We start from the raw sequence: 22957 nt of genomic DNA, 5'->3' as shown, positions 1-22957 counted from the left end.
CTTTCCATTATTTTTGTAGCTTACCAATTTGAAATCTGCTATATCTCTTGTTTCTGAAAGCGATCGCCGATTATTACCATTGAGCTTCAGAACTCGGAACTTGAGCTTTAGAACTCAAAACGTCAAATTCTCTACTCAAACTCCGAGTTTCTCAGCTCTAGCTTTCAACCTCTTAAGCAAAATTGCCGATAGATTTTCTGCACTATTGATGCTTACGGCTGCACTTTTCCAGATTTACAGATAAAATTGCGCCTTCATCAATTGTTAGTTTCTACCTTTGAAAGAGTTTAGCCATTCTTGAACTTGCTCTCGTGCAATATCGCGCCCTCCAAGACCAAAGGCTAGGGCAATAGCAACTGCGATCGCACCCAGTAAAAGTCCAAAGGCTAAATTCACAATATCACTGGCAACTCCAATCTGTTGCAGTGCCATTGCAGAAACTAAGGCAATAATTGCAATCCGCGCCACTTGTCCCAAAATCTGGGCTTGGCGATCGCCAGAACTGGTAATGATATTAAAAGCCAGATTTGCCAGGAATAAGCCAATGGCAAAGATTACCAATCCTGCCAAAATCCGCCCGAATATAATCACAATACCAGACACTAATGCTGTGAGAGCTGGAATATTCAAGATATTCACCGCCGCCACCGTGGCAAACAGCATGATCCCCACTAAGGCAACAATGCCTACAATTTCCGATGGAGTACGGGTTGTAATCGGCTCAACTGTTGGTTCTGTGGAAATGACGATTCGTCTGCTGGGTGTTGTCAGACCCAAAATAGTGAAAATGTTATTAAACCCTAAATTGGTGAGGATACTTGTAACCAAGTCCGCGATAAACCGCCCGACGAAATAGGCAACAATCAAAATTGCCACCGCTGTAAAGATGGCAGGTAGGGCATTGAGAACCTGTTGCAGCATAGCGATCGCAGGTATTGAGATCGCATCAATTCGCAAGGCATTCAGCGCTGCGATCGCTACAGGAATCAGAATCAAAACATAGACAATTGTGCCGATGATACTCGATAGAGGTTGCACCCCCGCAGCTGAAGATAATCCTAAGCGACTACCTAAATGGTCAAGACCAGTTGTCGCCAGCAAGTTCGTCACAATCCGCCGTACTACATTAGCGATGAACCAGCCAACTACAGCAATCAAGATCGCCGCTAAAATGTTCGGCAGAATTAGCAGAACTTCTGTAATTAGAGCTTGTACTGGTTGTAAAGCCTGCCTGAGTCCGAGAGTATCTAAAACTGGGGCGAGAAACAGTAAAAATATAAACCAATACAGAGCATTGCCAATCGTCTCACTCAAAGACAGCTGATTCAGGCTGGGCGCTCTGTCTTCTGGTTCTGGATTCAAACGCTCATCTAGGTTAAATGCCTGTAATGACCGCACAGTGATAATCTTCACAATGGTCGCCAACAACCAGGCTACTCCCAAAAGGATTCCTGCACCAACCAACTTTGGCAAAAAGCCAATAAGTTGATTGAGGAAATTATTGAGGGGACGAGAGGCAATTTCCAGATCCAATGTCTGTAAAACAGCTACCGCTGTCAATAGGAGAATACTCCAAAAGACTATGCCGGAGATGAATTTCTCCACTTGGGGAACATCTTGACGACCTGTTATCCCTGCGGCAATGCGGTTATCTATGTTTGTACGATTGAGGATTCCTCGCGTCAGTGCTGCTGCGATCGCTGCAATGAGCCAACCTACTAATAAAATTGCTACCGCCCCCAAAAGACGAGGCGTAAACAGAATCAACTGTTGTACAATACCTTGCACATCAGCGATTCCTTGATTCACTGCTGGTTGTATTGGTTGTAGGCTGGGCGATGATTGTGCTAAAAATTGCTGCACCCTTGTGGATAAACTAACTCCGTAGGCGTAGCCCGTCGTAGACATCACCTGGGTTATTTCTTGCCAAGTTGTGTTCATGGTTTTCGGGAATTATGTTTAAGTATTCGCCGCAAACACTGAGTCAGTGTTTTGCCTATCAATTTACCAGTAAAAACATACATATTTACTCATATTTGATTTAATCTACGGGGATTGGGCATAAGGGGCAGAAATGCGGAGGGAAAAACTTACTGCAACTTCTCCCCTGCTCCCTTGCTCCCTCATCTTCCACTGCGCTGAATTTTGCGTTACTCTAATTGCAGCAACAGCATCAAAGATGTGGAATGTCCCAAGTTTTGGAACAATCGATTCAAATTAATGCTACAGCTACGGTGGTGGAGCGCTGTCTTAGCGATTTAGCTCTCATGCACCGTTGGCTCAACCCCGTTCTTCGTTGCGAACCTATGGGCGAAGCTTGGAGTACCGATGTCGGCAGTAAAAGTCGTTTTATTATTCAAATTCCTCTAATAAAACCCACTTTGAATAGCGTAGTTGTAGAACGACAACCGGGTTTAGTAGTTTGGGAATTTCAGGGATTTTTTCAAGGGCGCGATCGCTGGGAATGTCAACCCACAGAAAAGGGAACGCTTTTACTCAATCGCTTTGAGTACGATATCCCTAACCCCTTAGTTAGTTGGGGCTTCAACACTTTTGCTGCATCTTGGACGAAAGAAGATATGCAAGCCCAACTGCGCCGCCTCAAACGAGTCGCAGAAGAAGAAAATAATTCGTAATATTTCGGCTGCGCTCAATACAAGTTCGTAATTCGTAATTGGGCAGAAGAGGCAGAGGGACAGAGGGGAAAAACTTACTGCAACTTCTCCCCTGCTCCCCTGCTCCTTGGTCACTGAGCGTAGCCGTTGGCGAAGCCTCTCGTAGAGAAGTGCTGCTCCCCTGCCCTACTTCTCTTTACCCAATTCCGTAAGTAGCCGCCGAATCACAGATGCATCCTCGGCATCTGGAACTTTTGCTAAATAGTTTTGTAAATCGTCTACGGCTTGGGGATAATAACCGAGTTGATAGTAGATCAAACCGCGATCGCGCAATTCTAAAGTTAAACCAGGAAACAGCAACAAAATTCGTTCAACTGCTGCCAGCGTTTTTTCTAACTCTTGCTGTTTAAGGTAAATAAATTTTAAATTTGTCAACATCCGGGCCAAAAATTGCCGATTACTAACTACAGCTAAAAATTCTGGTTGTAGCGTCACAGGTTGCTGATAAAGTTGAGACAGGCGTTCTTCGCAATCTTGGGCAAATATTATTTCACCACCATTGAAAGCATCCACAAAAATCTCGATATCAGGAATATCTGGGCGGATCAGGAAATGTCCTGGCATCCCTATACCCACCATCGGAAAATCAATCCGTCGAGCAACTTCCAGGTAAAGCAACGCTAAGGTAATGGGAATCCCTAATCTGCGATCGATTACATCATTGAAAAAGCTGTTGCGCGGGTCGTAATAGTCAATTTTATTACCAGAAAATTTTAAATCATCGTAGAGATACTGATTAATACTTTGAACTATCCGCAAAGGATATCGTGAATCAGGCAGGCGTTCTTGAAGTTCCCAAGCCATTGTATCAAGGGCGTTGAGATATTCTTCTGCATCTAGATTGGGATATTCTTCTTGTGCAATATACAAAGCTGCCTTTGCCAAATCAATGCGCTCGTCAGACTGCTGAATCTCTTGGTAAAAATATTGTCGTGCTGACGAGAAATTCATAAGCTGTTGCTCGGTGTAAGTGTGAGGATGAAGCCGCAGCTACGACTAACCCAGGCATCGCAGCTTGGCCAAAAGCTGTTTTTTGTATCTATCTTCATCTTATGGATATTCAGAAGTTTTGGAAATGTAGTTTATGGATAGCTTTATATATCTATTACTAACTAACTTTTAGCAAATGCTGTGTTGGTGATGTCTTCGATGGGCTGTACCCATGCAAGGCACATGATGTAATACAAATATGAATTATTTCAAGGCAAAAGCTAGGTATCAAATATCTAGCTTTTTGCCTGCAAGTGTAAACATCTAAGTAATCTAGGACATCAGTACTTTTTGCTACATGCGTTAGATATGGGGCGATCGCATCTAAAAAAGGAGATTAGGGATAAACTAGAGCCTATCCCGTCAATCTAGTCAAGATGGGGACTACAACCATAGCCACCAAACACCTTTTTAAGGAATTACTAAGAGAGTTATGTCCCCGTCCGGTGCTAGAGTGAAAGGTGACATTTCTTATTCTTATGTCTTCTCCGACCTTATCTGAAATCTAGCTTCAATCATTAGGCGCAGCATGGTCACAACCGCAGAAAAAACAAACATTGGCTACATTACCCAAATCATTGGCCCAGTTGTAGACGTTAAATTTCCCGGCGGGAAATTGCCACAAATCTACAACGCTTTGAAAATCGTTGGCACCAACGAAGCTGGACAGGAAATCAACATCACCGTTGAAGTACAGCAACTGCTGGGCGACAACCAAGTGCGGACTGTTGCGATGAGTTCCACCGAAGGCTTAGTGCGCGGTTTTGAAGTCACCGATACAGGCGCTCCCATTAACGTGCCAGTTGGTAAAGCCACTTTAGGTCGAATTTTTAACGTCCTTGGCGAACCTGTGGACAACAAAGGCCCTGTAAATGCTGAGGCAAGTTTACCCATCCACCGCTCTGCTCCCAAATTCACCGACCTGGAAACCAAACCTTCCGTGTTCGAGACTGGGATTAAAGTTGTTGACCTTCTGACTCCCTATCGACGCGGCGGTAAGATTGGTCTGTTCGGCGGTGCTGGTGTTGGTAAGACCGTGATCATGATGGAGTTGATCAACAACATCGCTACTCAGCACGGTGGAGTATCCGTTTTTGCTGGTGTGGGTGAACGTACCCGTGAAGGCAATGACCTCTACAATGAAATGATTGAATCTGGGGTTATCAACAAAGACAACCTCAACGAATCAAAAATTGCTCTAGTCTACGGTCAAATGAACGAGCCACCCGGAGCCAGAATGCGGGTTGGTCTTTCGGGATTGACAGTAGCAGAATACTTCCGTGATGTGAACAAGCAGGATGTGCTGTTGTTTATTGACAACATTTTCCGGTTTGTCCAAGCAGGTTCGGAAGTATCAGCGCTACTAGGTCGGATGCCTTCAGCGGTGGGATATCAGCCCACATTGGGAACCGACGTAGGTGAACTGCAAGAGCGAATTACCTCGACTACAGAAGGTTCGATTACCTCCATTCAAGCAGTGTACGTACCAGCGGATGACCTCACTGACCCCGCACCTGCTACCACCTTCGCCCACTTAGACGGTACAACAGTACTATCTCGTGGTTTGGCAGCTAAGGGAATTTATCCCGCAGTTGACCCCCTTGGTTCAACTTCCACCATGCTTCAACCTAATATTGTCGGTGACGAACACTACAATACGGCGCGGGCGGTGCAATCAACTCTGCAACGTTATAAAGAACTCCAAGACATTATCGCCATTCTTGGTCTAGATGAATTGTCTGAAGAAGACCGTCTCATTGTCGCGCGGGCCCGGAAAGTTGAGCGTTTCTTGTCTCAGCCGTTCTTTGTGGCAGAAGTATTCACCGGTTCTCCTGGTAAGTACGTGAAGTTGGAAGACACCATTAAAGGGTTCCAAAAGATTCTGTCTGGTGAGTTAGATGCTCTACCAGAACAGGCTTTCTACTTGGTTGGCGATATTAACGAAGCGATCGCCAAAGCTGAAAAAATCAAAGGTTAGTCATTAGTCACTTGTACTGAGCGAAGCCGAAGTATTGGTCATTAGTCATTAGTCATTAGTTCAAGTGCTAATGACTAATGGCAATTACAAAAGACAAAGGACAAAGGACGAAGGACAAAGGACAAAAGACAAATGACATTAACCGTTCGTGTAATTTCCCCAGATAAAACAGTCTGGGATGCTCCAGCTGAAGAAGTCGTTTTGCCTAGCACTACTGGTCAACTAGGTATCCTAACTGGACACGCACCACTTTTGACCGCTCTAGATACTGGTGTCATGCGAGTTCGTGGCGCTAAAAATCAGAATTGGGAAGCGATCGCTCTTTTGGGTGGCTTTGCCGAAGTCGAAGAAAATGAAGTGACAATTCTGGTTAACGGCGCTGAACGTGGCGACAAAATTAACCTTGATGAAGCTCGTACTGCTTATAACCAAGCAGAAACACGTCTAAGTCAAGTTTCCGCAGACGATCGCCAAGCCCAAATTCAGGCAACCCAAGCCTTCAAACGCGCCCGCGCTCGGTTTCAAGCTGCTGGCGGTTCGGTCTAATTTAACTTTATATTTCCACTTTGTAGGTTGGGCAATGTTCAACCTACAAAATATTTATTCAGAAGAACTCAGGAGTCAGGAGCCAGAATTCAGTATAAATTCTGTACGGATGCTAAAACTCTATCCCTTCACGGATAGAGAATTCTGAATTCTGTTAGCGCAGCGGGGCGTAGCCCATTCTGAATTCTGACTCCTTGTTTATTAAATTTTAAAAAAATTACGCCAAGTTTAAGAAATCGAGCCAAGCTTTGATGAAGTGTTAACTTAACTAATTAGTTGCCCAAATGGGCACAAATTATGAAAAGCATTTCATCTTTGCTTGGTACGTGTAAACAAAATAAAGTAGCTCGTTTTGCAGCATCTGTGGTGGCAACGTTAGCAATTGCTGGTAGTGTTCACTCTGCCAATGCTACTTCTGTCAAAATAACTACTGCAAAAGAAATTACTTCAGCGACTGCCCAGCTAAATCAGACCACACCAAATATTATCCAGTTACAAACGAGCAGGACTCAATATCAAGCTGCTGGACTTGATCCAGTTGTAGTGGTTCCCATTCTACTTGTTGGCGGTTTAGTCATATTCGTCCCCCTATTCTTTGGCGGGCTTGTAGTTATTGGCGAACGGGAAGTTGGCATTGTAGTTAGAAAATTTACCCTTTCCGGGCGTGGACTCCCCGCCGGTAGTTTGATTGCCCTCAACGGCGAAGCTGGCTTACAGGCAGATACTTTAGCTCCTGGTTGGCATTGGGGCTATTGGCCTTGGCAGTATTCTGTAAAAAAAGAATCGGTAATTGTCGTTCCCCAAGGGGAAATCGCTTTGATTGTGGCAGCAGATGGCGCATCCAACCCACCAGAGCGGATTTTGGGTAAAATCGTGGGTTGTGACAACTTCCAAGATGCTCGAAAATTCCTCACCCAAGGCGGCGAAAAAGGGCGGCAAATGGGTTTTCTTACGGCTGGTACGTACAGGATTAATACCGCCTTGTTTAAAGTCATCATGGCATCAAATGCCAGCGCTCATGGCATGACTCCAGAACAGTTGCGGGTGTATAGTCTGGCATCTGACAAAGTTGGCATCGTCACTACTTTAGATGGCATACCAATTTCTGCTGGTGAACTCGCAGGCCCGATAATTGACGGACACGACAACTTCCAAAATGGTCAGAAATTTATTAATGGGGGTGGGCGGCGAGGTTTACAAGAACAGATATTGCTTTCTGGTTCTTGGAACTTGAACCCTTGGTTTGTCCAGGTTGAACAAGTGCCGATGACGGAAATTCCCATTGGGTATGTAGGTGTGGTGATTTCTTTCGTGGGCAAGGCACATCAAGATGTCAGCGGTGCAGCTTTCACCCACGGTAATTTGGTGAATCAAGGACATAAAGGTGTGTGGGTCGAACCGCTATATCCTGGTAAGCACCCGATTAATTCTCGAATTATGAAGATTGAACTCGTGCCAACGACCAACATCGTCTTAAACTGGTCAGGTCGGACTGAACGCCACAGTTATGATGCTAAACTGGCTTCTTTAACGGTGCGATCGCGTGATGGGTTTGCCTTTGATTTGGAAGTAGCACAAATTATCCATGTGGGTGCTTTAGATGCGCCGAAGGTAATTTCTCGTGTTGGTGCTATGCAAAATCTCGTAGACCATGTATTAGAACCGACCATCGGTAATTATTTCCGCAACTCAGCCCAAGACTATACTGTACTAGACTTTCTTACCGCTCGGAGCGAACGCCAAGCTGAGGCTGCTGAGTATATTAAAACAGCATTGCGGGCTTATGACGTGCAAGCGATCGACACCCTCATTGGTGATATTCAGCCACCAGCATCGTTAATGCAGACACAGACAGACCGGAAAATTGCCGAAGAAGAACGCAAGACTTATGAAGTCCAGCAAATGGCGCAAACCCAACGGCAGCAGCTTGTTCGGGAGACGGCACTCGCTAATATTCAGCAAGAAATGGTGAAATCAGAGCAGAGTGTGCATATAGCTGACCTTAAAGCCCAAGCTCAAATTAAGCAGGCGAACGGTGAAGCTGAGGGTACAAAACTGCGGGCAATTGCTGAGGCTGAAGGTATCCGAGCCACAGGTAACGCCAAAGCTGAAACCTACCGTGCTGGTGTGGAAGCCTTGGGGCCACAAGGTTATACAGCAATGCAACTAATGCAGATTATAGGCGATCGCAATGTCCGTTTGATTCCAGATGTCTTAGTTGGCAGTAATGGCAGCAATAACGGCTTAGTGGATGGGCTACTATCGATGATTTTATGGAATCAAACTGGTAAGGGTGAATTGACACCAACACCTTTGCATCCACAACCAGTAGTTACTAAAGCACAACCAACCTCAGAAAACGGTTATCCACCTATAGTTGTGAATTTTCCTGAAGATAAGTAACATCAGGAACATTTGGTAGGCGCACACAGCCATCATTGGTGTTTAAGCTAAAACTCTTGGCTGCATGAGTTTTGCCCTCAGCCCCAGCCCCTAAATTGGGAGAGGGGAGCAAATTCTCCAATTCCCCTTCTCCCATGTTGGGAGAAGGGGTTAGGGGATGAGGGCAACTCTAGAACGCTTGCTACTACGATAAACGTAATTTAAAACGATATTTTATTGTGGGGTAATATCATGTCCGCCAAATTACCCATAATAAAATAACCCCACCCCCAACCCCCTCCCCGCCTGCGGGGAGGGGAGACAAAGCACAGCTTTGGCGGGGTGGGGTTCTTCGGGTTTAATAAGCAATCAAGCGGACATGATATAAGCCGGAAAGCCTACCCTGTAAATATGGCGGAGAAATTTTGCTTTTACAAGAACGTTATCGTTTAATCAAGCAGATTAGTAAAGGGGGATTCTGTAAAACCTTCCTCGCTGTAGATGAAGGCCAGTTTCCTCCAATTCCTTGCGTTGTGCAAGAATTATTGCTGGAATCCGAAACATTTAAAAATTTTCAGCAAAAGGCGCACAAGCTAGAGGAATTAGGAAAGCATCCACAAATTCCCGCTTTATTAAATTATTTTCAGCATAACGGGCATTTTTATTTAGTGCAGGAGTTTATTGCAGGCACTAATTTAGCTCAGGTGGTTGAAGAAGAAGGCGCTTTTAATGAAACTCAGATTTGGCAACTGTTAGAAGATGTGTTGCCAGTTTTGCAGTTTATGAGCGATCGCAAGATTATCCACCGCGATATCAAACCCCAAAATATCATCCGTAGATCCCCAATTAGCAAGAAGGGGGATTTTTTCATAGTTGATTTTAGCACTGCGAAAATTATTACAGAAATCGATCGCTTAACATCTGAAACCAGTATCGGCAGTCCAGAATATGCTGCACCAGAACAAACAAGAGGAAAAGCGGTTTTTGCGAGTGATTTATATAGCTTGGGTGTAACTTGTATTTACTTACTGACCCAGATTTCTCCCTTTGATTTATATGATATTGCAAATGATTGTTGGGTCTGGCAACAATATCTTACTACCAAAGTTAGCGATGTCTGGCGACAAGACTCAAAAAGTCTACGCTTGTCCCAAATCCTCGACAAGCTGCTGCAAAACGCTGTTAACCGTCGCTTTCAATCGGCTGATGAAGTTATGCAAGCAATGGGTATGGAATGTAAAACTCAAAATTTTAAATTACCAACTCCTCCTTGGCGATGCTTGCATACTCTAAGTGGAGATTCTGGTGCGTTGAGTAGGGTGAATACCATTGCCATTAGTCCAGACAGTCACACTTTAGCCAGTGGTAGTGATGACAAAAACATCAAGTTGTGGGATTTAAATAATAAAAAAGTCCTAGCTAGCTTATCAGGACATTCCCAAGCTGTAAAATCAGTTGCCTTCAGTCCTGATGGTCAAATTCTGGCAACTGCTAGCGATGATAAAACTATTAAATTGTGGCAGATTGAGACATTAAAAGAAATCTGCACCCTCTTGGGACACTCACACGCGGTAAAATCAGTTGCTTTTAGTCCAGATGGGCAGATTCTCGCTAGTGGTAGCTGGGATAAGACAATCAAACTTTGGGATGTCAATACTGGCACAGAAATTTGCACCATAACTGGACACCAATTACAGGTAAATTCAGTAGCATTTAGTCCCCAAGGACAGCTTTTAGCTAGCGCTAGTTATGACAGAACAATTCGCTTGTGGCAGATAGAAGGTTCCCCAAGAGAATTTCAAAACCGCCCATGCTATAGCTTGTTAAGCACCCTTTCGGGTCATGCATGGGCGGTTTTGACAGTCGCTTTTAGTCCCGATGGGAAAATTTTGGCGACGGGTAGTGATGATAACACTATTAAGTTATGGGAGGTAAACACGGGTCAGCTAATTTGCACACTTGTAGGCCATTCTTGGTCTGTGGTGGCTGTGGCTTTTACTGCCGATGGCGAAACGCTCCTAAGTGCAAGTTGCGACAAAACAGTTAAACTTTGGAGGGTAAGCACAGCAGAAGAGATTGTTACTCTCTCTGGTCATGTAGACACAGTATCTGCTGTTGCTGTGAGCAAAGTTACACAATTAATTGCAAGCGGCAGCCGGGACAAGACTATCAAACTGTGGCAGCTTGTAGAACAGGACAATAGCTAATTTTGTAATATCAAGCGCTACCTGTAAAGGCAACTTCTGGAAATTTCAACTGAGCTTCTGCCATTGGACGGTTTCTGCCTTCCTCTTGCCAGTAGTTAATCACTTCTGTCGCTTTGTTAAGCAACTCAACCCGATCCAGATCAGTAATCCAATGTTTGGACTCTAATTCCTTTTTTAACTCTTCCCAGGCATCATTTCTGGGCCAAAAAAAGTACTTAGTCAAGGGACTGGTGCCTTTGCCTACAACTTGATCCACTGCGAGAGCAACGTTCTCGTCTAACCACAAAATTTTCAAAATAAACTTGGTCAATCACACCTCCGGGAATTTCCGGGCATTATTTAACAAGGATAGCGATCGCTTATTTTAACGCAATACCCTATCAAATGACCAAACATTCAGGAGCGCTGTTAGCGTTAGTGGGGCGTTTAGCCCGTGCTAAGTACCAAGTGCCTAAGCACATTATGATAATTTAAAACTCTTTTGCTTCCTACCCCATGACTCAACTCACTTCTACAAAAGCGATCGTTGTTTTCGATATTGATGGCGTTGTGCGCGATGTTAGCGGTTCCTATCGCCGGGCGATCGCAGATACCGTAGAATATTTTACTACCCAAGCATATCGTCCAACCCCACTGGATATTGACCAATTGAAGTCTGAAGGCGTGTGGAATAACGATTGGGAAGCATCACAGGAATTAATTTACCGCTACTTTGAAACCCAAAAACAGAGCCGTGAACAACTGCAACTAGATTACACTGCGATCGTTGCTTTTTTTCAATCCAGTTACCGCGGCCCTGACCCAAATAATTTTACTGGGTATATCTGTAATGAACCTTTATTATTGCAACCCAGCTATTTAGAGCAACTTACCGAAGCGGGGATTGCATGGGGATTTTTTAGTGGTGCAACTCGTGCTTCTGCGAACTACGTCTTAGAAAAACGGCTGGGTTTGGCATCTCCAGTGTTGATTGCGATGGAAGATGCACCGGGGAAACCTGATCCTACGGGACTTTTCGCTACAGTTCGGGAGTTAGATAATGGAATTGAGGAAAGATTAGCGATCGTGTATGTGGGAGATACGGTAGCAGATATGTATACCGTCGAGAAAGCGCGGAGTCTAGATTCTTCTCGCCCTTGGATTGGTGTAGGCGTTTTACCGCCCCATGTCCAGGAAACAGCAGCGCGTAGTGATGCATACAGTGAGACACTAATAGCAGCAGGAGCAGCAGTAGTTTTGCGTAATGTGCAGGAATTGACTCCAAGACAGATTCAAAAATTGTTGACATACTCACTGCCCTGAAGGGTCGGTGATTCTGGAGTAATAAGTAATAAGTAATGAGTAATGAGTAAATACCCATTTTTCATCCACTCATTACTCATTACTCATTTAAAGTCCTGTCACCGATGATAAAAAGCTCGTCTTCAAAGGACGGGGCTTCAGACCCAAGTTTTTGGTGAGTTCATCTCCCCAATTTGTGGTCTAAGATTAATCAAGCTACGGGTGCATGAATGACTGACTGATAACAATCTTGCTTTAATCATTGGGAGATTAATAAAAATGTCTGCACTTAAACTGCCTAACGGCCCTCAAACTCACCCTTGGGTACAGACGTATCAATGGCTGACTAATCCTTTAGAATACCTAGAAGACTGTGCTAAACGTTATGGTGATATCTTCACCCTTCAGCTAGGACAAAATTCTCCTGCTCAAGTTTTCATTAGCAATCCCCAGGCGATTCAGCAGATTTTTACTACAGATCCAAAACAGTTAGACTCTGGTGAGCCAGCAGGGATTAGATCGCCTTTATTAGGACGCCAATCACTACTGGCGCTCGAAGGAAAGCCTCATCAGCGACAACGAAAGCTATTGACACCACCCTTACATGGGGAACGAATGCTAGCTTATGGTGAATTAATCCGCGACATCACTCAGCAAGTGATTAATCAGTGGCAGGTTGGAGAAACCTTTGCAGTTCTGCCTTCTATGCAAGCAATCTCTTTCCAAGTGATTTTGAAGGCTGTATTTGGTCTAGAAGATGGGCCACGTTATGAAAAACTCAATGAACTCCTAATTACAATCCTAAATCCCAAAATCCCCATATTAAGAACAATTCTGCTTCTTTTCCCAGCAATGCGACGGGATTTAGGAGCGTGGAGTCCTTGGGGAAAATACTTGCGTTTACGGCAGCAAATCGATCAACTCATCTACGCCCAGATTCAAGAACGCAAAGCACAACCCGATCCATCTCGGACTGATATTCTATCTTTGATGATGGCTGCTCGTGATGAGGCGGGAGAGCCGATGACAGACTTGGAATTACGTGATGAACTGATGACGCTATTAGTGGCGGGTCACGAAACTACTGCAACTTCCTTATCATGGGCCCTGTACTGGATTCATCATCTACCACAGGTGCGTGAAAAACTGCTGCAAGAACTAGATAAGTTGGGTGAACAACCAGATCCAAACGCTATTTTCCGATTGCCTTATTTGAATGCTGTCTGTTCTGAAACCCTACGCCTTTACCCAGTGGCGATATCGGCACTAAATCGAGTGGTCAAATCACCGCTACAAATTGGAGAATACAACTTTGAACCTGGTACTTTACTCAATCCCTCTATTTATTTGACCCATCATCGAGAAGATTTATATCCTGAGTCGAAGCAATTTAAGCCAGAGCGTTTTCTGGAACGGCAATTTTCTCCTTATGAGTATTTACCCTTTGGTGGCGGCAACCGTCGCTGTATTGGTATGGCATTTGCCTTGTTTGAGATGAAATTGGTGTTGGCAAAAGTGCTGTCTCACTGGAAGATGGAACTGGCTGATAGTAAACCTGTGCAACCAGTACGTAAGGGTTTGCTATTTAGCCCAGCAGGTGGTGTGAAGATGGTGGTAAAGGGGAAACGCCAGCAAAATCAGTCTGTTTTGCAGACAAGTTCTAGTTTAGCGTGAAGAGTGAGAGAATGTGATGGCATGGGGTGGGAGCGATCGCACATAGCATTTTATGTTTGACTAGATAAACAGGTTTGCCTATATAGTAACGAGTTGTTCAATAATATCAATGGCTCGACTTGCCTCGCCTACCTTGCTGTGATCCATATAAGCCCTTTTTAATGCAGCTTAATTAATTCTCAAAGATGAGCAAAAAACTGTACTATTTAGAGCTAAGTAAACCCGGTTTTTTCCATAAAGAATCCCAACCTAATGTATACAATAAGCTCTTAACTATACCTAAAATACCTTGGATTTGGTAACCCAAGTATGCTCGAAGTTGCAACCCTTTGATCCGGCTCTTAGGAACATAGATAAATATGGATTTGAGCATTATCCATATCCCTTGGGTGATATATGTAACATACAAAATATCAACCAAACTTTTGAAGAATTTAGGTTCTTTACCCCCTAACCGTAACAGTGGTTCACTATTCCAAGGATCAAAAGCTATGAACTTTGTAGAAAAATCCCAATGGGGACGGATAAAAGTTTCTCCACCCTCGTTAAGCATACAAGCGGCAAAGCTAAAGACGCTATTGCTAATACATACTATGTCACAGTTGCTCAACATGAAAAAGTCTATGTAGAACTCTATATTTAACTCTTTCATTTCTTCTGGCAAATTTACATCCAAATCTCTCGAAGTCACAGGAGAAAATTTTTCAAATTCTGGAAGAATGCTGTCGATATCATCGCTGCAAAGAAAGAGAATCGGTTCTTCTAAGTTTTCCCATATCTCATCTAGCCATTCACAATACCATTTTGCAGGAAATACTAACGTAAAACTAGCCCTAACCTCTGCAATATAATCACCTCGGCGTAAGTGAATTCCAATGATTGTTTTACCTTTAGAACGGAGAATATTTAGAGTATTGACCAACGGAATTTTTAGCTCCTGAACGGGCTGGAAGAGCGAACGAAAGTATTCTTTGTATGGCGCTAGTAAATGGGTTGGTAATTGGAAGAAACCCCAGATATCGACGTTAGCAAGACCCTCTTCTAGAGCTTCTGAACCCACATAGGAACTTTTCGCATCAGCAAGTTTTTCAAGATAAGGGATAAATTCTGGAATAATCTCAAATAAACTTTCTCTAAAATTGCAGGACTCAATTGCAGGAGGTAAGCGCTTGGAAATGGGGGCATCCTTATGACCAAAGAGAGTTTGTCCAATCCAAGGAGGAGACTCTACTCTTGCTCCATTTTTTTTTGCACAGATTCTCAGAAAAGCATACTGGAATAGCTGATTACCGAATCGCCCAAACTGTCCAAGAGAGGACATTGTTAGAACTGGCTCTTTAGCACTTATGACATCATTTGTACGAGAGTCTTTAGTATCTTCAGCATCTTGTTTGAAAGTGTCAAATACGCTAAATACCCTATCTGTTTCGCTTTTAGTGGTATATTTCAATTTTTCCATTGCATTCTCTAAGGTATTACTAACTACTATTTAGCGCCAAATTCTACAGTTACTATAAAAACTGAGAAATATCGTTATTACTTTGTTTAAGCCAAGACAGGCTTACCTGTAGATACGGCCTGCTCAATAATATCAGCCGCTCGATTTACCCCCCCAGCCGCGAGAGTAGCTGCTTGTAATCTGAGAGCATTCTGTTTATAAGATTCTTCTGTCAACACCCGCTTAATAGCATTTTTCAATCTGGGAACATTCAGTTTTTTGAGAGTGATAAGCTCACCCGCCCCTGTCCAAGCGATACGCGCTGCTACTCCTGGCTGGTCATTAGCAACTGGAATCGCCACCATTGGCACTCCTTTTTTGAGACATTCCATTGTTGTATTCATTCCCGCATGAGTAATCATGAGGGTAGCTTTTTCCAGTACTTCTAATTGAGGTGCATACTCAACTACTAAAGGATTTCCTGCCAAGCCTGGTAGTGATTCTGGTTTAGCAGAACCTCCCAGAGAAATCACTAACTGAACATCCAAATCTTCACAAGCTGAAGCAATAGTCTGAAAAACCCAAATCAGACGGTTTTGCAATGTTCCCATCGAAGCGTAAATTAATGGTTTCCCTGTCAATTTTTCATAAGGGAAAGAAACAGTTGCTCGACTGGCTGAAGTATGATAGCTTCCCGTGAAATGGAACCAAGGAGGTAATTCTTCTCTGGGAAATTCAAACTCAGCAGGTGCATTACTTATTTGAGCCAGTGGAGAGTAACTATCTTTAAGACTAGAGTACAGGGGTAATTTCCACTCTCGACGATATTCATTGATCAAATCTTGAAGTGGTTTGACGACGTTATTCTGTAACGTGTAACCCATTTGGTTGCGTAAGCGTCCCCACCCAGATGGGTTATAGTTCCAAGTTGTGAAAAAAGGAGGAATGCTAGGTTCTCGATTCAGCACCACGGCGCTGCATACAGTAATAAAAGGAATTTTCAGAAACTCGGCAATTGTCCCTCCCTCTACTGAACTTTGGTTTACTAGCAAAGCTTCTACGCCTGCTGCTTTAATTGCTGCTGGAGCCTCTTGGAGTGTCACAGATGAAACACGCTTCAGCAGGTCAATAGTGTATCGCAACGCAGCCAATCCACGCAGTTGACCCAATTTAGCAAAGGTTTCTGCTGTTGAGCCAGGAATAAAATCTTTTTCACCAATTGCTTGGAATTCTATTCCTGCTGCCAGTACCTTAGATTGAGTATCGAGTGAGCCAAAGAAGGTGACGCGATGCCCACGCCGTTGAAGTTCCTGTCCCAAGGGAAGCATGGTGTTGAGGGGGCCGGTTGCTGCACCAGGACAGATGATACCAAAATGAGTCATGATAAACGCCTCTACTTGATTTTCAAGAACTTATCCAAAGCTGTAACTAGGCTGGGAGGCCAACGGCGGATATTTTTTACCCAGTCGATATCCTTGTAGCGGCTATCAAGTCCATAAGCTGCTACCCAGTTGCTTTCGGCTTCACCTTGTTCTCCATTTACCCAATATGCAGCTGTGAGAGCGGCACGCACATCAGCAAACTTGGAGTATTTACGGGCGATATTTCGCATTTCGCGGATTGCTTGCTCTTTTTGACCAGTTTCATACAGAGCGAGGGCGTAGTTAGCACGGGCGAAGGCAAAATTTGGGGCTATCTCATTAGATTTTTTATAGTCTGCGATCGCATCTGACCATTTTCCTAAACCTGTTTTGGCATTGCCGCGATTGTTATATGCCATCGCATCGTTAGGATCGAGTTCTAAGACATGATTATAATCTGCGATCGCATCATCCCATTTTCCCATCCCTTCCAACGCCGCACCCCGATTTAAATATGGATCGGTGACATTTGGTGCTAGTTCTATGGCTTTGTTATAATCTGCCAACGCCTCTGGCAATTTATTCTGACTCACCCGCGAATTTCCCCGGTTACTCCACGCCCCGGCATTCGTAGGAAATTGCTCAATAATCTTTGTCCAGTAAGTTTCAGCCGTAGCAAAGTCACCTTGATTCGTCGCTATAAACGCTTGATTTGCCCACTCATCACCTTGTTTTAACTGTTCTTGAGTAATGGGCGGCTGAGATTGTGCCATAACTGGAGTACCCCAGCCAAACACAAGTAACAGACTGAGAAAAATACCAATCAATTTAATCATCTAGGTTTACCTAATTTGTTCTTTGTCATTTGTCATTGAGTATGGGGCAGAGGAATGGAGTTCAAAGGCTCATTTACGAGTATCAATGCCTAATGCCCAATGCCCAATGCCCCTCAAGAGTGCTGAGTGGGGCAGAAGGGAGAATAACTCCTAACTTTTAACTCCTAACTTTTAACTCATTACTCCTAACTCATTACTCAGCACTGTTTTGCCCAACCCCCATAATTACAATAATGACAACTGTTCATTAGGCGGCGTGAATCCCAAATGCTTATATGCTGCCTTAGTCGCCATCCTTCCACGATGAGTCCGAGTTAAATACCCAATTTGCATGAGGTAAGGTTCGTACACCTCTTCAATTGTTTGAGTATCTTCACCTATGGCTGCTGCCATTGTTTCTAAACCTACGGGCCCGCCGTTAAATTGTTCAATTATCACACTTAACATTTGGCGGTCTGTCCAATCTAAACCGCAAGGATCTACTTGGAATAGTTGCAATGCTTCGGATGCAATGGTTTCATTAATTTCCCCAGATATTTTTACTTCCGCATAATCACGCACACGCTTTAGTAACCTATTAGCAATACGTGGTGTTCCGCGGGAACGACGGGCAATTTCTGTGGCTCCATCTTCTGTGATCGGGGTTTTGAGTAATTGAGCGGTTCGCAGTACAATTTGAGTCAGCTCGTCAACTTCGTAAAATCGGAGTTTTTGAATTAAACCAAAGCGATCGCGAAGTGGTGAAGTTAAAGCACCGACACGGGTTGTAGCCCCTACTAGGGTAAACTTTGATAGCGGCAAACTTCTGATCCGAGCGCTGGAACCCTTACCAATAGTAATATCTAAGCGATAATCTTCCATTGCTGGATAGAGAATTTCCTCCGTCATCCGCGAGAGGCGATGAATCTCATCAACAAATAAGATATCCCCTGGCTTCATGTTCACCAGTAGCCCGACAATATCCCGTGGACGTTCTAGCGCTGGCGCACTAGTAATTTTGTAATTTACCCCCATTTCCGATGCTAAAATCATTGCCATTGTGGTTTTGCCCAATCCTGGCGGCCCATACAGCAGCAAGTGATCCAGTACCTCACCACGAGACTTGGCTGCTTTGATGGCAATATCTAACACATCCTTTAAATCTTTTTGCCCAATGTAATCAGCAAATCGGTGTGGTCGAATACCTTCTTCTTGCTGTTCTTGCTCATCAATAGCAGCTTCAGGCTTCAAAATATTTTCTGTGGATGGTGCTTTCGCCGACTCTCGACGCTGTTTTGGTTCTCCGTTGGGTTCTGGAGGCTGTTTTTTCGATGAGATTATCGCCATAATTCAGCTATCTACTTTATAAGGGACTAGGGAGTGGGGGAGGCAGGGAGGCAGAGGGGCATGGGAGCAGGGGAGGCAGGGTGACAAAAGTTAGACCCTTGTCCCCAATTCTCTTTGTCCCCTTGTCCTCTGCCTCCCTGCCCCATACCCAATACCCATGAAAATTTTCGGTTGAGAATACCCGCGCCAATTTAAAATTTAAATTCCGGTCATTTACCCAGAAGTACAAAAGTTATTATGTTATCTAAAAGAATCTTACCGTGCTTAGATGTGAAGGCGGGACGGGTTGTAAAAGGAGTTAACTTTGTTAATCTCCAAGATGCAGGCGATCCGGTAGAGCTGGCAAAGGTTTACAACGAAGCCGGTGCTGATGAATTAGTATTTCTGGATATTACAGCTACTCATGAAGACCGAGCTACAATTTTAGATGTGGTCTACCGCACTGCTGAACAGGTCTTTATTCCATTGACTGTAGGTGGTGGCATTCAATCCTTAGAAAATGTTAAAGCTTTGTTACGAGCGGGCGCAGATAAAGTTAGTATTAATTCTGCGGCGGTGCGTGATCCAGACTTGATTAATCGGGCCAGCGATCGCTTTGGTAATCAGTGCATAGTTGTTGCTATTGATGCCAGACGCAGAAATAACCCGGAAAATCCAGGTTGGGATGTGTATGTGCGGGGTGGCAGAGAAAATACAGGCTTAGATGCCCTATTGTGGGCGCAGGAAGTTGAAAAACGGGGGGCCGGAGAACTGCTAGTCACAAGTATGGATGCGGATGGAACCCAAGCCGGGTATGACATTGAGATCACACGAGCAATTGCCGATGCTGTAGAAATTCCAGTTATTGCTTCTGGTGGTGCAGGTAATTGTGAACATATCTACACTGCCCTAACCCAAGGCAAAGCTGAAGCCGCATTACTTGCATCACTGTTACATTACGGACAATTAAGCGTAGCAGAAATTAAAAGTTACTTGCGCGATCGCAACGTGCCAGTCAGAACATTATCTTGATCCATCATTCCCCATTTAATGACATCCATCTAAGGTTAGACACACTTCCTGAAAAGGGTGTTAATATTATTTTACAAGTATTAACAAATATTAAGAAATATGTTGCTTCCTATTTTGCTTTTTGATGTAGCCCTGGTAGCGTGGTCGCTGCACTTAATGGAAAAAGCCTACGAGAGTAAAGAATTTTCTCTAATGTTGGCTGGTACATTGGTTGCTCTGGCTGCTGCTGCCATGTTAGTAGTTTACTTTTTGATGGGGCATTGTATGACCTATTTGTTGCAAGTATCCTAGAGAGTGCTGAGTGCTAGAAGAGATATTTAAAATTTAGTTTCCAGAAAGCTTGACAAAGTAATAATAACTCAGTAACTATATATACCTGATTTTAAGAAGATGTTTTCAAAGTACCAAAAAGTATAATTTTTGCCTTCTCGACTACGGTAAGTACAACGAAAAACTAAGGTTCTCGCTATATACTTAAATGCTTGGCTGTGCTAATTATGAGAGCAAAAGACCCTTTTAAAACATTCTCTAAGGGGTCATAGCGCAGTTGGTAGCACACCTGTACATTCACAAATTAGATGTCGCAATCGATTTCGGCGTTTGAGTAAGGATTATGAGTTGTACACAGAGTTAAGTGAAGCAATGATTTATGGCTCATTGATTCGTCTGATGGTAAAGCGAATGACACCTTAAGCTTTTCTTGACGAATCAAATATAAGCATAAATATGGCTAACCAAAGCTTATTGATGCATCACTTTTTGAGTTTTACTTTGTGGAGTAATTCATCTTTAATCCGGTTAAGAATTGAAGTCTCATCCAAGTTTGCCAATATCCGATTAATTACTGCTTTCGGCCCATCAGGCCCCCAAGTTGCGCCATTTGCTAAATAAACTTTGGTAACTTGTCCAATACCGTAAGAAGAAACACCAGCTACTCCTCCTTGGGTAATTGCTACCGATATATAAGGGCCTAGCGCAATGCCACCCGTAGCTGTTGCAGAGATCCCAAGTAAAGTTTTTAATCCACTCAAGCCTAAATTTGCTAACAATTCACTAGCACCGATGCCGCCCATACTCAGGGCAATTTTTTGTAGCAATTGTACAGCCCCAGCTTCGGTCATCGAGAAGCCATAGAGTTTAGATAAACCCAAAATTAGAGCAATATCAATTACCACACTACTCAGAATATCTACCACAGTTACAGGATTGAGTGCGATCGCTAATGCTTTAGTCATCACAGCCTTCCAAATCAACTGATTGGCATTCTGTTCCCGAATCATTAGTTTTCGTTCTATCAACTGCTCATTTACAATATCGGCATAAAGCATAGTATTGAGGGCAACCAAGGCTTTACCCTCACGATGCAAAATTTCCAATATTTTCAGCTTCAGTTCCTCGACTTGGGCATTCCCTGTACGTAACTGTATGCCCCTCGTACCATCAGGGCGACGAATCGCTGTCTTCACCAATGGCGATGCCGCAGCCATGACAATTTCTAGAGGTGTAAGTAATTCCCGCACCCTTTCATCCCGGATTTTGTGATAAATTGCCATCCGGTCTGCTTCTGGATACTGGTCTACTTTGTTAAATACCAGAATGATCGGTTTACCTGCTTCCCGCAACTGAGAAAGGGCGGCGTATTCCAGCTTTGTCATGTCGCCAGAGATCACAAACAAAATCAAATCTGCTTGTTTGGCAATCTGTTCAGCTAAGGCGGCGCGGGTTGCACCATCTACTTCATCTAACCCCGGAGTATCAATTAATTCCACTTGAGATTGACCTACACCAGGGAGAGTGACACGCAAAGCACGTTCAGTTTCCCCAATCATCTCCTCGCTAATACTCCAATTAACTGTTTGGGCAGTACGGGTGACACCGTGCAGCGGCCCAGTTTCAAATACCGTTTGCCCAACCAAAGAATTGAGTAGAGAAGACTTCCCACGTCCCACCATGCCAAAAGTCGCAATCTGCACTACCATGCGGTCTAACTTTCCCAGCATGGTTTCCAACTCAGCAATTTCCGTCTCTAACCCGGTTTTTTCTTGGGGAGTAAGGTCGAGATTGGCTACCAAGTTTCGCAACGCTGTTTGTGCTTGTTTATAGTTCAGTTCCGTCTGAATGTCTTCAAAACTGAAAATAGCACTATCCAATTCTTCCTCCCAGCTGAGAGAATTTGCGTCAGGGTTAGCAGAATCGCTTTGATGAGGTTCAGGCACGGGCAATGTCGAAGTCATGTCAATTTTAGATTTGAAATTTGGGATTTTTAAATTAGCCCTGTCTCTTATCCTAGTTATTTTTAACAGAGGTTTGTGCAGATTAGGGAGGAGGGGGGCAGGGGAGCAGGGAGCGGGGGAGAATAATAAATAACTAATGACCAATGACCAATACTTCGGCTTCGCTCAGTACAAGTGACTAATGGCTAACAAAAAGTCATAAACTGAAAAATGCATCTAAATATAACGCGTTAGGATCTTGACTAAATTACCTGTGCGGAAAATCGTTATTGCCGGCAACTGGAAAATGTTCAAAACCCAGGCAGAAACCCAGGAGTTTTTACAAGGATTTCTGCCCCACTTAGAAGAAACCCCCCAAGGGCGAGAAGTGATATTGTGTCCTCCTTTCACTGATTTAAGTGTTTTGTCCAAGACCTTGCACGGTAGCCTCATCCAACTGGGGGCACAAAATATCCATTGGGAAGAATATGGAGCCTATACGGGTGAGATTTCTGGCCCGATGCTGACAGAAAGCGGTGTACGCTTTGTGATTGTCGGTCATAGCGAACGACGGCAATATTTTGGGGAAACGGACGCCACCGTTAATCTGCGCCTCCGAACTGCTCAAAGGTTTGGGTTGACTCCAATTCTCTGTGTTGGCGAAACCAAACAACAACGAGATGCGGGAGAAGCTGAATCACTGATTGCTCTCCAACTCGACAAAGGCTTGGTAGATATCGATCAGGATAATTTGGTGATTGCCTATGAACCGATTTGGGCCATTGGTACTGGTGACACTTGTGAAGCAGAAGAAGCTAATCGAATAATTGGCTTAATTCGTAGCAAGTTGACTAATCCAAATGTCTCAATTCAATATGGCGGTTCAGTCAAGCCGAATAATATTGATGAGATTATGGCTCAACCAGAAATTGATGGTGTCCTCGTAGGAGGAGCAAGTCTAGAACCTGAGAGTTTCGCTCGGATTGTGAATTTTAAATCAGTGTGATGTGCTTTTTTCTCGTTCCCATGCAGAGCATGG

General features: G+C 43.9%; 18 protein-coding genes and 1 pseudogene. 11 read left to right on the top strand and 8 right to left on the bottom strand.

What is annotated here, in order from left to right; translation table 11 throughout:
• Nucleotides 1-264: 264 nt before the first annotated feature.
• A complete protein-coding gene (locus RMX69_RS01690; RefSeq protein ID WP_322636280.1) occupies nucleotides 265-1941 on the bottom strand; it encodes a mechanosensitive ion channel in 1677 nt (558 codons plus the stop codon).
• Nucleotides 1942-2186: 245 nt separating this feature from the next.
• Here RMX69_RS01690 and RMX69_RS01685 point away from each other — a divergent pair, with 245 nt between their 5' ends.
• Nucleotides 2187-2636: an SRPBCC family protein gene (locus RMX69_RS01685; protein ID WP_289799687.1), complete on the top strand. Its 450-nt coding sequence runs from the start codon at nucleotides 2187-2189 to the stop codon at nucleotides 2634-2636.
• 165 nt (nucleotides 2637-2801) lie between these two features.
• Here the strand turns inward: RMX69_RS01685 and RMX69_RS01680 are convergent, their stop codons facing one another.
• A complete protein-coding gene (locus RMX69_RS01680) occupies nucleotides 2802-3626 on the bottom strand; it encodes a SirB1 family protein (protein ID WP_289799688.1) in 825 nt (274 codons plus the stop codon).
• A 568-nt stretch (nucleotides 3627-4194) separates the two neighbouring features.
• Here RMX69_RS01680 and atpD point away from each other — a divergent pair.
• The 4 genes from atpD (at nucleotide 4195) to RMX69_RS01660 (ending at nucleotide 10778) form a co-directional block, all read left to right on the top strand.
• Nucleotides 4195-5643: a F0F1 ATP synthase subunit beta gene (gene atpD, locus RMX69_RS01675; protein ID WP_322636279.1), complete on the top strand. Its 1449-nt coding sequence runs from the start codon at nucleotides 4195-4197 to the stop codon at nucleotides 5641-5643.
• Between the two features lie 132 nt (nucleotides 5644-5775).
• Nucleotides 5776-6189 carry an ATP synthase F1 subunit epsilon gene (atpC, locus tag RMX69_RS01670; RefSeq protein WP_194041858.1) on the top strand — a complete coding sequence of 138 codons (414 nt, stop codon included), beginning with the start codon at nucleotides 5776-5778 and terminating at the stop codon, nucleotides 6187-6189.
• 297 nt (nucleotides 6190-6486) lie between these two features.
• Entirely contained in the window at nucleotides 6487-8592 is a 2106-nt protein-coding gene (locus RMX69_RS01665) for a flotillin family protein (RefSeq protein ID WP_322636278.1), read from the top strand.
• Between the two features lie 404 nt (nucleotides 8593-8996).
• Nucleotides 8997-10778: a serine/threonine-protein kinase gene (locus tag RMX69_RS01660; protein ID WP_289799691.1), complete on the top strand. Its 1782-nt coding sequence runs from the start codon at nucleotides 8997-8999 to the stop codon at nucleotides 10776-10778.
• Nucleotides 10779-10788: 10 nt separating this feature from the next.
• On the opposite strand, the gene RMX69_RS01655 is transcribed toward RMX69_RS01660, so the two are convergent.
• Nucleotides 10789-11088 carry a 30S ribosomal protein PSRP-3 gene (locus RMX69_RS01655; RefSeq protein ID WP_094333099.1) on the bottom strand — a complete coding sequence of 100 codons (300 nt, stop codon included), beginning with the start codon at nucleotides 11086-11088 and terminating at the stop codon, nucleotides 10789-10791.
• Between the two features lie 185 nt (nucleotides 11089-11273).
• Here RMX69_RS01655 and RMX69_RS01650 point away from each other — a divergent pair, with 185 nt between their 5' ends.
• Nucleotides 11274-12080: a TIGR01548 family HAD-type hydrolase gene (locus RMX69_RS01650; RefSeq protein ID WP_289799692.1), complete on the top strand. Its 807-nt coding sequence runs from the start codon at nucleotides 11274-11276 to the stop codon at nucleotides 12078-12080.
• Between the two features lie 258 nt (nucleotides 12081-12338).
• Nucleotides 12339-13733 (top strand): cytochrome P450, encoded by a 1395-nt coding sequence (locus tag RMX69_RS01645; protein WP_289799693.1) that lies wholly within the window; start codon nucleotides 12339-12341, stop codon nucleotides 13731-13733.
• 202 nt (nucleotides 13734-13935) lie between these two features.
• Here the strand turns inward: RMX69_RS01645 and RMX69_RS01640 are convergent, their stop codons facing one another.
• The 4 genes from RMX69_RS01640 to ruvB all read right to left on the bottom strand — a co-directional run bounded on the left by RMX69_RS01640 (nucleotide 13936) and on the right by ruvB (nucleotide 18694).
• Nucleotides 13936-15192, bottom strand: a complete 1257-nt coding sequence (locus RMX69_RS01640) for an alpha-1,2-fucosyltransferase (RefSeq protein WP_289799694.1) — start codon at nucleotides 15190-15192, stop codon at nucleotides 13936-13938.
• Nucleotides 15193-15278: 86 nt separating this feature from the next.
• Complete coding sequence (locus RMX69_RS01635; RefSeq protein ID WP_322636276.1) at nucleotides 15279-16553, bottom strand: glycosyltransferase; 1275 nt, start codon at nucleotides 16551-16553, stop codon at nucleotides 15279-15281.
• An 11-nt stretch (nucleotides 16554-16564) separates the two neighbouring features.
• Nucleotides 16565-17368: a tetratricopeptide repeat protein gene (locus RMX69_RS01630; protein WP_322636275.1), complete on the bottom strand. Its 804-nt coding sequence runs from the start codon at nucleotides 17366-17368 to the stop codon at nucleotides 16565-16567.
• 225 nt (nucleotides 17369-17593) lie between these two features.
• Entirely contained in the window at nucleotides 17594-18694 is a 1101-nt protein-coding gene (ruvB, locus tag RMX69_RS01625; protein ID WP_322636274.1) for a Holliday junction branch migration DNA helicase RuvB, read from the bottom strand.
• Nucleotides 18695-18931: 237 nt separating this feature from the next.
• Between ruvB and hisF the strand changes: the two genes are divergently transcribed.
• From hisF to RMX69_RS01610, 3 genes and pseudogenes are all read left to right on the top strand, one after another.
• Complete coding sequence (gene hisF, locus RMX69_RS01620; RefSeq protein ID WP_322636273.1) at nucleotides 18932-19705, top strand: imidazole glycerol phosphate synthase subunit HisF; 774 nt, start codon at nucleotides 18932-18934, stop codon at nucleotides 19703-19705.
• A gap of 99 nt (nucleotides 19706-19804) precedes the next feature.
• Nucleotides 19805-19996, top strand: coding sequence for a hypothetical protein (locus RMX69_RS01615; RefSeq protein ID WP_094348875.1), 192 nt, complete (start codon nucleotides 19805-19807; stop codon nucleotides 19994-19996).
• Nucleotides 19997-20290: 294 nt separating this feature from the next.
• Nucleotides 20291-20398: pseudogene (locus RMX69_RS01610) on the top strand (IS5/IS1182 family transposase); the annotation flags it as partial.
• A 59-nt stretch (nucleotides 20399-20457) separates the two neighbouring features.
• On the opposite strand, the gene RMX69_RS01605 reads toward RMX69_RS01610, so the two are convergent.
• Entirely contained in the window at nucleotides 20458-21939 is a 1482-nt protein-coding gene (locus RMX69_RS01605; protein ID WP_322636271.1) for a GTP-binding protein, read from the bottom strand.
• A 253-nt stretch (nucleotides 21940-22192) separates the two neighbouring features.
• Here RMX69_RS01605 and tpiA point away from each other — a divergent pair, with 253 nt between their 5' ends.
• Complete coding sequence (gene tpiA, locus RMX69_RS01600) at nucleotides 22193-22924, top strand: triose-phosphate isomerase (RefSeq protein WP_322636347.1); 732 nt, start codon at nucleotides 22193-22195, stop codon at nucleotides 22922-22924.
• The last annotated feature ends 33 nt before the right edge of the window (nucleotides 22925-22957 follow it).

Source organism: Nostoc sp. EspVER01 (assembly GCF_034530635.1).
Taxonomy (GTDB): Bacteria; Cyanobacteriota; Cyanobacteriia; order Cyanobacteriales; family Nostocaceae; genus Nostoc.
Note: the sequence above shows the minus strand (reverse complement) of the source record. Positions and strands in the feature narration are given on the sequence as shown.